The sequence below is a fragment of the Pseudonocardia sp. 73-21 genome, assembly GCF_001899645.1.
In the GTDB taxonomy this organism is placed as follows: Bacteria; Actinomycetota; Actinomycetes; order Mycobacteriales; family Pseudonocardiaceae; genus Pseudonocardia.
Map to the genome: position 1 here is coordinate 151,058 of NZ_MKVV01000028.1, position 14,068 is coordinate 165,125.

The window sequence follows — 14,068 nt, forward strand, 5'->3', positions numbered from 1 at the left end:
CCCCGACGAGAGCCGTGACGGTGGGGGGCCCGTTCATACAGCGGCTCCGCCGCCCGTGCGCGGATATCCGTGCCCCGACCCTGATATCCGCGCACGACCGTCTGCGGCCTCGAACACCACCCGGGCCAGCCGCTCGTCGGCGTCGGCGTGGCCGGAGGCGCGGGCGGCGGCGCCCATCGTCGCGATGCGGCGGGGGTCGGTGAGTATCGGCAGCAGCTCGGCCAGCGCCCGGTCGCCGGTGAGGTCGGCGTCGTCCACGAGCACTCCCCCGCCCGCGGAGACGACGGGCCCGGCGTTGAGCGCCTGCTCGCCGTTGCCGTGCGGCAGCGGGACGTAGACGGCCGGCAGCCCGACGGCCGACACCTCCGCCACCGTCATCGCCCCGGCCCGCCCGAGGACGACGTCGGAGGCGGCGTAGGCGAGGTCCATCCGGTCGATGTAGGGCAACGGCACGTAGCCGAGCTGCGGTGGGCCGGCCCGGGTACCGCCCTTGCCGTGCGCGTGCAGCACGGCGATCCCCGCGCCGAGCAGGCCGGGAAGGGCGGCGGCGACCGCCGCGTTGAGGGTGCGCGCGCCCTGCGACCCGCCGAACACCAGCAGGACCGGGCCGTTCGGGGGCAGCCCGTAGGCGGCGCGGGCCTGGGCCCGCAGCGCCGGGCGGTCGAGCGAGGTGACGGAGCGGCGCAGCGGGATGCCGAGCACCTCGACGGCGACGTGGTCCTTCCCGCGGAGCCGACCATCGACACAGGCGTCGAGGCCGCTGCCGGGGACGGCCGCGACCACGCGGGCGGCGAAGCGCGCGCCGACCTTGTTGGCGATGCCGGCCCGTGCGTTCGCCTCGTGGACGACGATCGGCACCCGGCCGCGCGCGCCGAGGTAGGCGGGCAGCGCGACGTAGCCGCCGAAGCCCACCACCACGTCCGCCCGGACGTCGGTGAGCACCTCGCGCACCCGGTTGACCGCGGTGCGCACCCGCAGCGGCAGCCGCAGCAGGTCACCCGAGGGCTTGCGCGGCAGCGGCACCGGCGGGATGAGCCGCAGGTCGTAGCCGCGGGCGGGGATGAGGGTGGTGTCCAGGCCGCGCTCGGTGCCCAGCGCCGTGACGCGGGCGTCGGGACGCAGGCGGCGGACCGCGTCGGCGAGGGCGAGGGCGGGCTCGATGTGGCCCGCGCTGCCACCCCCGGCGACGACGACGGAGAGGGTCATCGGACGGCACCCCGCTGGGCGGGCGGCCGCACGGCCGCCGGCTTCTTGTACGGCTGCGGCATCGGCAGGGCCAGCAGCCGGGCGACCCGGCCCTGACCGTGCTGGCGCAGGGCGGCGATGGCCTCGGGCTCGTGGCGCGCCGCGTTGGCGATCACCCCGAACACGAACATGGTGACCACGAGCGACGTGCCTCCCGAGGAGATCAGCGGCAGCTGCAGCCCGGTGACCGGGAGCAGCCCCACGACGTAGGAGATGTTGATGGCGGCCTGGCCGACCAGCCAGGTGGTGGACACCGCGACCACGATCTTGAGCCACGGATCGGCGTTGCGGGCGGCGATGCGGAACCCGGTGTAGGAGAGCGTCGCGAACAGCACGAGCACCGCGAACCCGCCCAGGAACCCCAGCTCCTCACCGATGATGGCGAAGATGAAGTCGTTGTGGGCGTTGGGCAGGTAGTCCCACTTCGCGTTGCCCTGGCCCAGCCCCACGCCGAACAGCCCGCCGTCGGCGAGCGAGTAGAGAGCCTGCTGCGCCTGGAAGCCCGACGACTGGATGTCCGAGCCGTCGGAGTTGAGGAACGAGGTGATGCGGGCGAGGCGGTAGCTGGCGGTGAGCCCGAGCACCACGGCACCCAGCAGCGCGCCGCCCGACAGCGCGAGGATCAGCCGCATCGGGGCGCCCGCGAAGAACAGCAGCGCCACCAGCACGATGCCCAACGTGATGGCCCCGCCCAGGTCGGGCTGCAGCACCACGAGCATGAGCAACAGCAGCGCGACCGGCACCACCGGCGACAGGGCGTACTTCCAGCGGTGCATCACGGCGCGGCGCGCGGCGAGCACGTGGGCGCCCCACAGCGCGAGCGCGACCTTGACGCCCTCCGCGGGCTGCACCGAGAACGAACCGATCGCGAACCAGCCGCGCGACCCGCCCCGGTCCACCCCGACGAACAGCACGGCCACGAGCAGCACCACACCGATGACGAGCAGCCCGGGCGCGAGGGCCCGCAGCCGGCGCGGCGAGATCCGCAGCCCGACGTAGAACATGATCAGCCCGGGGACGCAGAACAGCACCTGCCGGGTGAACACCGAGTAGGTGGAGCCGTCGGCGGTGTAGGACTCGACCGCCGACGCCGAGAGCACCATCACCAGCCCGAACAGCGTCAGCAGCCCGAACACGCCGAGGATCAGGTGCAGCGAGGTCAACGGCCGGCGCAGCCAGAGCCCGAGTGCGGTGCCGGTGCGGCCCACGGCGGTGCGGAAGGCGCCGGGCGGCGGGGATTTCCGGGCGGTGCGGGTCACAGCTGCACCACCGCCTCGGCGAAGGCGCGCCCCCGGTGGGCGTAGTCGACGAACTGGTCCATCGACGCCGCCGACGGGGCCAGGACCACGACGTCGCCGGGGCGGGCGAGGGCTGCGGCGCGCCGCACGGCAGTCGTCATGACCTCATGGTCGCCCGTCGCGACCTCGACGACGGGGAGATCGGGCGCGTGTCGCGCGAGAGCGGCGACGATCTCCGAGCGGTCGGTGCCGATCACGACGGCGCCGCGCAGCCGCCGGGCGTGGGTGGCGACGAGCGCGTCGACCGACGCCCCCTTGAGCAACCCGCCGACGATCCACACGACCGGTTCACCGCGGGCGGCCAGCGCGGCGCCGGCGGCGTGGGGGTTGGTGGCCTTCGAGTCGTCGACGTAGGTGACGCCGTCCACCTCCCCGACGACGGCGCTGCGGTGCGGGCCGGGGTGGAAGTCGTCGAGCCCGGACCGGACGGCGTCGGGCCCGACGCCGTGGGCCCGGGCCACCGCGGCGGCGGCGAGGGCGTCGGTGAGACCGGAGGGCCCGCCGGGGTGCACGGCGGCGACGTCGGCGAGCTCCAACGCCGATTCGCCCTCCGCGTCCGCTCCGGTCGGGCCGCCGAAGGCCCGGTCGACGAGCACACCGCCGACGATGCCGAGCTGGTCGGCGCCGGGCTCCCCCAGCGTCACCCCGACACGGCGGGCGGCGGGCGACGCCGCGAGCAGGGCCGCCGCGGCCGCGTCGTCCACCCCGGCGACGGCGACCGGGCCGCGCAGGGCCTGCGCCTTCGCGGCGGCGTAGGCGGCCATGGAGCCGTGCCAGTCGAGGTGGTCGTCGGCGACGTTGAGCACACAGCCGACCGCCGGCACCACCGACGGCGACCAGTGCAGCTGGAAGCTCGACAGCTCCACGGCCAGCACCTCGTGCCCGCCTCGCACGGCCTCGACCAGCGGGAACCCGATGTTGCCGCAGGCCACCGTGTCGCGGCCGGCGGCGCGCAGGATGGCCTCCAGCATGCCCACGGTGGTGGTCTTGCCGTTGGTGCCGGTGACGGCGAGCCAGGCCGGGGGCCGGGGCAGGGTCTGCCCGATCCACCACGCCAGCTCCGGCTCCCCCACCATCGGCACGCCCGCGGCGGCCGCGGCGAGGACGAGCGCCTGGTCCGGGCGCCGTCCCGGCCCGGTGACGACGAGCTCGGTGCCGGCCGGGACCGCGTCCGGGTCGGGAGCGGCGGTGGCGCCGTCCGGGAGATCGGTGAGCGCCGTGGGCCGCGAGTCGGAGACGGCGACGACGGCCCCCAGCTCGACCAGCACCCGCGCGACGGCGAGGCCCGACACCCCGGCGCCGGCGACGAGCACCCGCGTCCCCGCCAACGCGATCACCGGATCCTCCACACGGTCCCGTGCGGCTGTCGCGGGGCCCCGTCGCACCGCCACAGGTGACCATGTGGCGGAGTGGGGTGGGGGGCGGCGGCGCTGGTCATCCCTGACCCGACGCCGCCGTCAGCCACTCGCTGTAGAACAGGCCCAGGCCCAGGGCCGCGCACATCGCGCCGAGCAGCCAGAACCGGATGATCACCGTGGTCTCGGCCCACCCGGCCAGCTCGAAGTGGTGGTGGAACGGGGCCATCCGGAACACCCGCCGGCGGGTGGTGCGGAAGACCGCGATCTGCAGCGCCACCGACAGCGCCTCGACGACGAACACGCCGCCGATCACCACGAGCAGCAGCTCGGTGCGGGTGACGATGGACAGCCCCGCGATCAGCCCGCCCAGCGCGAGCGAGCCGGTGTCGCCCATGAAGATCCGGGCCGGGGCGGCGTTCCACCACAGGAACCCGATGCAGCCGCCCATCGCCGCGGCGGCGACCAGCGCGACGTCGAGCGGGTCGCGCACCTGGTAGCAGCCGGCGGCCAGCGTCAGCGCGCAGTTGTTGCGGAACTGCCAGAACCCGATGATCACGTAGATGGCCAGCACGATCGCCGACGTGCCGGCGGCCAGCCCGTCGAGACCGTCGGTGAGGTTCACGGCGTTCGACCAGGCCGCGATGATCAGGTTGGCCAGCAGGACGAACCCCACGACGCCGAACGAGAGCACCGTGATGTCGCGGACGAACGACAGGTTCGTCGAGCCCGGCGTCAGGTCCTGGGCGTTGGCGAACCGGAGCGCCAGGATCCCGAAGACCGTGCCGGTCAGGACCTGCCCGACGATCTTGGAGGTCTTGTTCAGGCCCAGGTTGCGGGCGCGGCGCAGCTTGATGAAGTCGTCGAGGAACCCGACGACGCCCAGCGCGGTGGTGAGGAACAGCACCAGCAGCGCCGAGGGGGTGATCGGTTCGCCGGTGAGCACGTGGGAGATCAGGTAGCCGGCCCAGATGGCCAGCATGATCGCGACGCCACCCATGGTGGGCGTGCCGCGCTTGGCCTGGTGGCTCTGCGGGCCGTCGGCGCGGATCTCCTGGCCGAAGCCCTGCCGGGCGAAGAACCGGATCAGGTACGGGGTGAGCAGGATGGAGACCGCCAGTGCGACCCCCGCGGCGATGAACACGCCCCTCACGGCGACACCAACTCGTCTCTCAGTAGCTGTGCGGCGATCCGGTCCAGGCCGGCCGAGCGGGACGCCTTCACCAGCACCACGTCACCGGGCACGAGCTCGGCGCGCAGCAGCGCGACGGCGGTGTCGACGTCGGCGACGCGGCGGGCGTCGGCGTACCCGTCGCTGCCCACCGCGACCAGCTCGTCGACGCCCAGCTCGCGGGCCAGCGCCGCGATCGCCGCGTGCTCGGCGTCGCCGTCGGGCCCGAGCTCGGCCATCGGGCCCAGGACGGCCCAGGTCCGCCGGCCGGAGGCGAGCGCGGTGAGCGCGCGGAGGGCGGCGCGCATCGAGTCGGGGTTGGCGTTGTAGGCATCGTTGACGACGGTGACGCCGTCAGCCCGGTCGGTGACGTCCATCCGCCAGCGCGACGCGGGGGCGAGGGCGCCGAGCCCGGCGGCGATCTGCTCCGGGGTGGCCCCGAGCTCCAGCGCGACGGCGGCGGCCGCCAGGGCGTTGCCCACGTGGTGCTCGCCGACCAGGCCCAGCGCGACATCGGCCGAGCCCTGGGGTGCGACGAGGCGGAACCGCGCGCGTCCGGCGTCGAGGGTGACGTCCTCGGCGCGCACCGTCGCGTCGGGCGCCCTGCCGAACGTGACGACCCGGGCCCGCGTGCGCGACGCCATGGCGGCGACCCGGAAGTCGTCCGCGTTGAGCACCGCGAGACCACCGGCGGGGACGGCCTCGACGAGCTCCCCCTTGGCCCGGGCGATCCCGTCGACCGAGCCGAACTCGCCGAGGTGCGCGCTGCCGACGTTGAGGACGACGCCGATGTGCGGAGGTATGGCCGCGGCCGCGGCGGCGATGTGGCCCGCGCCGCGGGCGGAGAACTCCAGCACGAGGTGGCGGGTGTCGGGGCCCGCGCGCAGGGCCGTCCAGGGCAGGCCGAGCTCGTTGTTGAACGACTCCGGCGGCGCGACCGTCGGGCCGAGCGGGGCCAGCAGCGCCGCGAGGAGATCCTTCGTGGACGTCTTGCCGGAGCTGCCGGTGATCCCGACGACGGCGAGGCCGGTGAGCGCGCCGACCGAGTGCGACGCGAGGCGGGCCAGCGCGGCGAGGACGGCGGCGCCGGAGCCGTCGGGATCGGCGTCGGCGAGGTAGGTGCCCGCCACCCGGGCGACGGCCGGGACGACCACCGCCGGGCCGTCGACCTCGCGGGCGGCCAGCGTGGCCACCGCGCCCCGGTCGGCCGCGGCGGCGGCGAAGTCGTGGCCGTCGACGTGCTCGCCGGGAAGCGCGAGGAACAGCCCTCCGGGCCCGACCTTCCGCGAGTCGAACTCGACGGCCGTGACCAGCGCGTCGGGGTCCGCCCCGTGCAGGCGGCCTCCGGTGACGGCGGCGACGTCGGCCAGCCGCATGGGGATCACGGTTGCCATCCGATCATGTCTCGCTGGGGCACTACCGCGCACCCAGGGCGGCCAGCGCTGTACCCAGTTCGGCCGCGTCGTCGAAGGGGTGCTTCACGCCGTGGATCTCCTGGCCGGTCTCGTGGCCCTTGCCCGCGACGACCAGCGCGTCACCCGGGCGCGCGGCCGCGACGGCCGCGGCGATGGCGGCGCGGCGGTCGCCGATCTCGAGGACCTCTCCGCGACCCGGCGCGGCCTGCGCCCCGGCGAGCACGGCGGCGCGGATCTCGGCGGGGTCCTCGGTGCGCGGGTTGTCGTCGGTGACGACGAGCAGCTCGGCCCGCGACGCCGCGGCCGCGCCCATCAGAGCGCGCTTGCCGCGGTCGCGGTCGCCGCCGCAGCCGAGCACCACCAGCAGCCGGCCGGGTACCTCGGCGCGCAGCGTGTCGAGCAGGGCGGCGACGGCGGCGGGCTTGTGGGCGTAGTCGACGACGGCGAGGTAGGGCTGGCCGGCCTCCACGCGCTGCATCCGACCCGGCACGGTGACGCGGGCGATCCGCTCCAGCGCCACGGCGGCCGGCACCCCCACCGCGTCGAGGCAGGCCAGGGCGACCAGCGCGTTGGCCACGTTGAACGCGCCGGGCAGCAGCAGCCGGCCCGGCAGCGCTCCCCCGGGCCCGAGCACCGTGAACGTCTGCGTGCCGTCGGCGCCGGTGACCATGTCGGTGGCCCGCCAGTCGGCGTCGCCGGTGGTGGACACCGTGACCGCGGACGGCGTGCGCGCGGCCAGCCTGCCGCCCCACTCGTCGTCGACGCAGATGACGGCGTGCTCGGCGCGGCCGTCGAAGAGCCTGGCCTTGGCCTCGAAGTAGTCGTCCATGTCGCGGTGGAAGTCGAGGTGGTCCTGCGACAGGTTGGTGAACGCCCCCACCGCGAACCGCGTGCCCGACACCCGGCCCAGCGCCAGCGCGTGGCTGGAGACCTCCATCGCCACGTCGGTGACCCCGGCTTCGGCCATCACCGCGAACAGCGCCTGCAGGTCGGGCGCCTCCGGCGTGGTGAACGCGCTGGGCAACGTGCGCCCGTCGATGCGCGTGCCGACCGTGCCGAGCAGGCCCGTCGTGCGCCCCGCCGCGGCCAGCCCGGCCTCCAACAGGTGCGCGACGGTGGTCTTGCCGCTGGTGCCGGTGACGCCGAGCACCGACAGCCGGGCCGTCGGGTCGCCGTAGACCAGGGCGGCGACGGCGCCGAGCACCTCGCGCGGGCGCGGGTGCACGAGGACGGGCACCCCGGCGAGGCCCGCGCGCGTGGCGCCGTCGGGGTCGGTCAGCACGGCGACGGCGCCGGCCTCGAAGGCGTCGGCGGCGAAGTCGGCGCCGTGGGCGCGGGCGCCGGGCAGGGCCGCGAACAGGTCGCCGGGCCGCACCTCGGCCGCGCGCAGGGTGACGCCGGTGACCGCGGGCTGCACCCCGGACCAGGGGGCGACGTCCAGGGCGGAGGCCAGCGCGCGCAACCCGATCGGGCGCGTCGTGCGCGGCCGCGGGGGCGCGGCGGCGATGGCGGGGCCTGCGGGGGACATGGGCCGGAGGTTACCGGCGACGACCGGACCGCCCGTGCCCGCACCGCCCCCCGCGCGTCATCACCGGGAGCCGCCCGGCGCACCCGTCGGTCCGGTCGGCGAACACCGCCCTCCCCGACGTCCGGACCAGCACCGATGATCGCCCGGACCCCACCGATGACCGCGAGGACGTTCACCCGATCAGCGGACAACCAGCCCACAGACCCCCAAGCCCGGTCACCGCGACAAACCCCCCACCCACCGATCCCCCATCCCCGCGAGTCGGGCCCTGCATGCGCGCGGGCGGGCTGGTGGGCGGGTGGGCCTACGGCCAGATCTGGAGGGTCTGGATCGGGGTGGGGTCCGGTGACACCGGGATCTTGTCGCGCTGGGCCAGGTAGCTGGCGATGTCGTGGAACAGCGGCGCCGCGCTGGTGCCACCGCCCGGGGCGTCGAGCATGATCCCGACGACGAAGTCCGGGTTCTGCTCGGGCAGCATCCCGGCGAACGTGATCCAGTACGTGGACGAGTAGTAGCACCCGCACGCCGGGTTCACCTGCTGCGCCGTGCCGGTCTTTCCCGCGACGTGGTAGCCCGGCACCGCCGCGGCCGCTCCGGTGCCCTTCTGCCCCGGCGCGTTCTGGGTGACGGCCATCAGCATCTGGCGCACGGTCGCCGCGGTCTGCGGCGAGACGACCTGCACCCCCGGCGGCTGCGGCGTCGGGACGCGGACCCCGTCCGGCCCGGTGGTGGACTCGATGATCCGCGGCGGGATCCGCAGCCCGTCGTTGGCGATGGCCTGGTACATGCCGGCCATCTGCAGGATGGTCATCGACAGGCCCTGCCCGATCGGCAGGTTGCCGAACGTCGAGCCCGACCACGTCGAGAGGGGTGGCACGACACCGGCGCTCTCGCCCGGCAGACCGACGCCCGTCGGCTGGCCGAGCCCGAACTTCGTGAGCATATCGGCGAAGCGCTGCTCCCCCAGCTTCTGCGCGGTCATGATGGTACCGATGTTGGACGACTTCGCGAGGACGCCGGTGAGCGTGTAGTGGTCCAGGCCGTGCACCCAGTCGTCGTGGATGGTGCGGTCGGCCACCTTGATGCTGCCCGGGACGTCCAGCACGTCGGTCGGCTTCGCGATCCCGTCCTCGATCGCCGCGGACATCGTGACGATCTTGTTGACCGAACCGGGCTCGAACGGGTTGCTGACCGCCGGGTTCGACAGCTGCGCGGGGGTGGCCGCGCCCAGGTTCTTCGGGTCGAACGTCTCGCCGGTGGCCAGGGCGAGCACCTGGGCGGTTCTCCGGTCCAGGACGACGACCGACGAGTCGGGCTTCGCACCTGACTTCTGGATGTAGGCGCTCAGAGACTGCTGGACGTGGTACTGGAGGTCGGAGTCGAGCGTCAGCTGCAGGGTGGAGCCCTGCACGGCCGGACGGACGAAGGACTGACTGCCCGGGATGACGTTGTTGCTGCCCTCGGGGGTGTCGACGACGCGCAGCCCGTCCACCCCGGTCAGCAGGTTGTCCTGCGAGTACTCCAGACCGACCCGCCCCGAGAGCCGGGCGGGCGTCGTGTCCAGGTTCCACGTGGAGGAGCCCACGATGTTGGCCGCGATGTCGCCCGCCGGGTACTGCCGGTCCTCACGGCGCTCGAGCGCGAGCTCCGGGAACTTCTTGCGCAGCCCCGCGGCGACGTCGGGGTCGACGTTGGGCGCAAGCACGACGTAGGCCGCGTCCTTGTCGAGCAGAGCCTGGACGTCGGCCTGCTGGAGACCCGCGGCCTGCGCCACCGCCGCCGCGATCGCCGCCGTGTAGGCGGGCGCGTCCGTGGGGTGGACCTGCCGGATCTGCCGTGGGTTGGTCACCACCGCGCTGGACTCCACGCTGAACGCCAGCGCGTTGCCGTTGCGGTCGAGGATCGGGCCGCGCTCGGCGGGCAGCGGGATCTTGGTCTGGGCCTGACGGGCCGAGGCCGCCGACAGCGCCGGCGCCTGCACCGTCTGCACGACCACGAGCTTGAGCGTGGCCACCGCGAGCACCGCCACCAGGACCAGCCGGCCGATCTTGTAACGGGCGTTGTCGGCCCGGGCGAGCCGGCCCCGGGGCGGAGCCGGTCGTCGCGGGGGCCCGCCGGAGCGGGTTGCACCGGACGGCCGGGACCGCGGCCGTGGCGGTGCCGTCGTCATCAGCCGTTACCCGTGCCGGTGGCCCGGGCCGCCGGTGTGGGCGGAGTAGACCGAGCAGGCGGGGCGGCCGGAGCAGACTGGGCGGCCGGAGCAGACTGGGCGGCCGGAGCAGACTGGGCGGCCGGAGCAGACTGGGTGGCCGGAGCAGAGTGGGCGGGCGGAACAGGCTGGGCGGGCGGCTGGGCCCCTCCGGCCTGGGCCGCCGCCGGTGCGCCACCGCCGGGTCCGGCGTTCGGGTCGGTCACGTCGGTGACGGCGGTGACGCCGACGGGGGCCGCCGGGGTGCTGCCCGGCTTCGCGGCCGGCGGGGCGACGGGCACCGGGGCGACGGCGGCCTTCGGCTCGCCCACCACCGTGACGGCCCCGGACGCGTCGACGACGAGCCGCGCCGGGTCCTGCACCGGCACCATGCCCAGCTGGGCGGCCCGCGCCGCCAGCGCCGGCGCCGAGCTCATCTGGGCGACGTCGCGGTGCAGCCGCTCGCTCTGCGCGGTGAGGGCCTGTGCGGCGGCGCGGGCGTCCTGCAGCCGGTAGGAGTCCGACGCCGCGGCCGTCGACAGCCACAGCGTGGCCACGAGCCCGGCGGTGAGCAGCACCATCACCAGCAGCACGAACTGGGCGCGGCCGGCCGGTGCGGCGGGCCGGGTGGACCGCACGCGGCCCGTCCCCAGCACCCGCTTGAGCCGGTCGTCGCGGCGCGCGTAGGCCTTCTTCGTCGACGTGCCGACGGTCTCGCGCGGCGCGGCGGTCCGCTGGGCCGGGATGGTGGCGGTGCGGGTGCGTGTGGCCGTCCGCTCCTTGACCGATGCACTCATCGTTGTCCCCCTCGTACGACGTTCATGACGCTTCCCGGATGCGCTCCGCCGCCCGCAGGCGGACCGAGGCGGCCCGCGGGTTGTCGGCGATCTCGTCCTCGCCCGCCTGCTCCGAGCCCCGCACCAGCAGCCGCAGCTCCGGGCCGTGACCCGGCAGCTCCACCGGCAGGTCCATCGGTGACGTCGACGTGGACCGGGCCGCCAGCTCCCGCTTGACGATCTTGTCCTCGAGCGACTGGTAGGCGAGCACGACGATCCGCCCGCCCAGCGCGAGCGCGTCCACGGCCGCGGGCATCGCGGTCTCCAGCGCGTCGAGCTCGCCGTTGACCTCGATCCGCAGCGCCTGGAACGTCCGCTTGGCCGGGTGGCCGCCGGTGCGCCGCGACGCCGCGGGCACGGCCTCGTAGAGCAGCTCCACCAGCTCGCCGCTGCGGCGGAACGGCGTCTGCTCGCGCCGCCGGCCGACCGCGGAGGCGATGCGACCGGCGAAGCGCTCCTCGCCGTACTCGCGCAGGATCCGGGCCAGCGCCGGCACCGGGTAGGTGTTGAGGACCTCGGCGGCGGTGGGCCCGGTGGTGGGGTCCATGCGCATGTCGAGGTCCGCGTCGCGCGAGTAGGAGAAGCCGCGCTCGTCCGCGTCGAGCTGCAGCGACGAGACGCCCAGGTCGAACAGCACGCCGTCGACGCGCGGCAGCCCCAGCTCCGCGAGGACGTCGGCGATGCGGTCGTAGACCGTGTGGACCAGGTGCAGCCGGTCGGAGAACGCCGCCAGCCTGCGCCCGGCCATGGCCAGCGCGTCGGGATCGCGGTCGAGGCCGACCAGGGTGAGCTGCGGGTGGGCGGCGAGCAGGGCCGCGGCGTGGCCGCCGAGGCCGAGTGTGGCGTCGACCAGCACGGCCGGCCGGTCCGCCAGCGCGGGCGCGAGCAGCTCGGCGACGCGAGCCAGGGAAACGGGAACGTGCCTGGCCCCAGCCGGCCCGTTCCCTTCGGGGTGCTGCCCCACAGTCACCCACCTCCCTGCCCCGTGTCGCCGAGCTGCCCAGCACCCGACCCGAGCCCCAGCCGGGCCGCCGTCGATGTCCCCACCCGGCAGACCTGGCACCGGGGAAGGTGCGCCAGGGCTGCCGGGTGGGGACACCGGCGGCACGTCCTGCGGTGCGCCGGCCTAGATCAGGCCGGGCAGCACCTCCTCCTGCGCCTGGGCGTAGGTGTCCTCGTGTTCGTCCTGGTACCGCTGCCAGGCCTCGGCGTCCCATATCTCGGCGCGCGTGAACGCGCCGATCACCACGCACTCCTTGGTGAGCCCCGCGTAGCGGCGCAGCTCGGGCGTGATGGCGATCCGACCCTGGGAGTCGGGGTTCTGCTCGTCGGTACCGGAGAACAGGTTGCGCTGGAACACGCGCGCCGACTCGCTCGTGAGCGGCGCGGACGCCACCTTCTGAGCGAGCTCGCCGAAGGCGTCCCTGGTGAACACGTACAGGCAGTGGTCCTGCCCCTTCGTGATCATCAGTCCGCCTCGCAGCTCGTCGCGAAATTTCGCGGGCAGCGTGAGCCGCCCCTTGTCGTCGAGTTTCGGGGTGTAGGTGCCGAGGAACACCGGCTCCACCTCCACCCGAAGCCCCGTTGTGCCCCAGCGATCACCACACTACCCCACTTCCCTCCACCGTCAACAACTCCTGACCCGGCGTGCGGCCGCCTCGAACCGCATCACTGCAGCTCAGAGCGGGTGGAGGGAAGTGGGGGGCGACAACGCTCCACCCACTCGCGCTACACGCTCCGTGTCGCGGAGGGCGACGAAAGCCGACGGTTCGGTGACGCAGAGCGCACATCCAGGCCTGCCGGGGCCGGAGTCGGGGCGGTGGGGGGCGTAGTGGGGGATCCGTGGGGAGGACGCCCCTGCCGGGGTGGGGCACAGTGGGGATGGACACCGAGGGGATGGACACCGAGGGGCGCGACCACCCGACCGGGGAACCCACCGGTCGCTCTTTGACAGAATGGTCCCGTTCTGGCACCCAGCAAGGACGACAACGAAGCAACGACCGCGAGGAGTTCGGGTGACCGCGACGAGCAGCCGCCCCGGTATGGAGTACCCCGGGGTGGAGGGGGCCGTCGGCCTCGCGGAGGTCGCCGACCTCGCCGGCCGCATCGCCACCAACATCCAGCGCGTCATCGTCGGCAAGCCCGACGTCGTGCGCGTCGCGCTGGTCACGCTGCTCGCCGAGGGCCACCTCCTCGTCGAGGACGTGCCGGGCGTCGGCAAGACGTCGCTGGCCAAGGCGCTCGCGCGGTCCATCGACTGCTCGGTCAGCCGCGTGCAGTTCACCCCCGACCTGCTGCCCGGCGACATCACGGGCATGTCGGTGTTCAACCGGCAGACCACGGAGTTCGAGTTCCGTCCGGGGCCGGTGTTCGCCAACGTCGTCATCGCCGACGAGATCAACCGCGCGTCGCCCAAGACCCAGTCGGCGCTGCTCGAGTGCATGGCCGAGCACCAGGTCACCGTCGACGGCGCCACCTACGCCCTCGCCGCGCCGTTCATGGTCGTCGCCACGCAGAACCCCATCGAGATGGACGGCACCTACCCGCTGCCGGAGGCCCAGCGCGACCGCTTCACCGCGCGCGTCAGCGTCGGGTACCCGGACGCCGCGGCGGAGCTGGCCATGGTCGACGAGCACGCGACCGCCGACCCCCTGGAGAACCTGCGCGCGGTCACCGACGCGCGCCGCGTGCGCGCGGTCGTCGAGGCCGTGCGCCGGGTGCACCTGGGCCCGGAGGTGCGGCAGTACTGCGTCGACATGGTCAGCGCCACGCGCCGGCTGCCCGAGCTGCGCCTGGGTGCCTCCCCCCGCGCCACGCTGCAGCTCGTCCGGGCCGCGAAGGCCCAGGCCGCACTGGCCGGCCGCGGCTTCGTCGTCCCCGACGACGTGCAGGCCATCGCCGTGCCGGTGCTGGCCCACCGCCTGCTGCTGGCCCCCGACGCGGTGGCCGCGCGCCGCAGCACCACCGACATCGTGCGCAGCCTGCTGGGCCGGCAGGCGGTCCCGGCGCCGGGCCGCGCCGGAGCCTGACGC

11 protein-coding genes are annotated in these 14,068 nt (G+C 74.7%); 1 reads left to right on the forward strand and 10 read right to left on the reverse strand.

From position 1 onward, the window contains the following. Nucleotides 1–33: 33 nt before the first annotated feature. The 10 genes from BGP03_RS07840 to mraZ form a co-directional block, all read right to left on the reverse strand. Entirely contained in the window at nt 34–1,206 is a 1,173-nt protein-coding gene (locus BGP03_RS07840; protein ID WP_298800903.1) for a UDP-N-acetylglucosamine--N-acetylmuramyl-(pentapeptide) pyrophosphoryl-undecaprenol N-acetylglucosamine transferase, read from the reverse strand. Beyond that, nucleotides 1,203–2,504 (reverse strand): putative lipid II flippase FtsW, encoded by a 1,302-nt coding sequence (gene ftsW, locus BGP03_RS07845; protein WP_296372884.1) that lies wholly within the window; start codon nt 2,502–2,504, stop codon nt 1,203–1,205. Before ftsW ends, BGP03_RS07840 begins: the two co-directional genes overlap by 4 nt. Then, nucleotides 2,501–3,880 carry a UDP-N-acetylmuramoyl-L-alanine--D-glutamate ligase gene (gene murD, locus BGP03_RS07850; protein ID WP_298800902.1) on the reverse strand — a complete coding sequence of 460 codons (1,380 nt, stop codon included), beginning with the start codon at nt 3,878–3,880 and terminating at the stop codon, nt 2,501–2,503. Before murD ends, ftsW begins: the two co-directional genes overlap by 4 nt. 97 nt (nt 3,881–3,977) lie before the next feature. Then, the gene (gene mraY / locus BGP03_RS07855; protein ID WP_296372887.1) at nt 3,978–5,051 is read right to left on the reverse strand and encodes a phospho-N-acetylmuramoyl-pentapeptide-transferase; all 1,074 of its coding nucleotides are present in this window, start codon (nt 5,049–5,051) and stop codon (nt 3,978–3,980) included. After that, the gene (gene murF / locus BGP03_RS07860; protein ID WP_296372986.1) at nt 5,048–6,454 is read right to left on the reverse strand and encodes a UDP-N-acetylmuramoyl-tripeptide--D-alanyl-D-alanine ligase; all 1,407 of its coding nucleotides are present in this window, start codon (nt 6,452–6,454) and stop codon (nt 5,048–5,050) included. Before murF ends, mraY begins: the two co-directional genes overlap by 4 nt. 31 nt (nt 6,455–6,485) lie before the next feature. Beyond that, nucleotides 6,486–8,012, reverse strand: coding sequence for a UDP-N-acetylmuramoyl-L-alanyl-D-glutamate--2,6-diaminopimelate ligase (locus BGP03_RS07865; RefSeq protein WP_296372889.1), 1,527 nt, complete (start codon nt 8,010–8,012; stop codon nt 6,486–6,488). 304 nt (nt 8,013–8,316) lie between these two features. Further along, complete coding sequence (locus tag BGP03_RS07870) at nt 8,317–10,182, reverse strand: penicillin-binding protein 2 (protein ID WP_298800901.1); 1,866 nt, start codon at nt 10,180–10,182, stop codon at nt 8,317–8,319. Beyond that, nucleotides 10,182–10,997: a hypothetical protein gene (locus tag BGP03_RS07875; protein ID WP_298800900.1), complete on the reverse strand. Its 816-nt coding sequence runs from the start codon at nt 10,995–10,997 to the stop codon at nt 10,182–10,184. Before BGP03_RS07875 ends, BGP03_RS07870 begins: the two co-directional genes overlap by 1 nt. Nucleotides 10,998–11,019: 22 nt before the next feature. Next, entirely contained in the window at nt 11,020–12,006 is a 987-nt protein-coding gene (gene rsmH / locus BGP03_RS07880; protein WP_296372895.1) for a 16S rRNA (cytosine(1402)-N(4))-methyltransferase RsmH, read from the reverse strand. Between the two features lie 156 nt (nt 12,007–12,162). Further along, complete coding sequence (gene mraZ, locus BGP03_RS07885) at nt 12,163–12,594, reverse strand: division/cell wall cluster transcriptional repressor MraZ (RefSeq protein WP_296372988.1); 432 nt, start codon at nt 12,592–12,594, stop codon at nt 12,163–12,165. 484 nt (nt 12,595–13,078) lie between these two features. Between mraZ and BGP03_RS07890 the strand changes: the two genes are divergently transcribed. Continuing rightward, a complete protein-coding gene (locus BGP03_RS07890) occupies nt 13,079–14,065 on the forward strand; it encodes an AAA family ATPase (RefSeq protein ID WP_296372989.1) in 987 nt (328 codons plus the stop codon). Nucleotides 14,066–14,068: the final 3 nt, after the last annotated feature.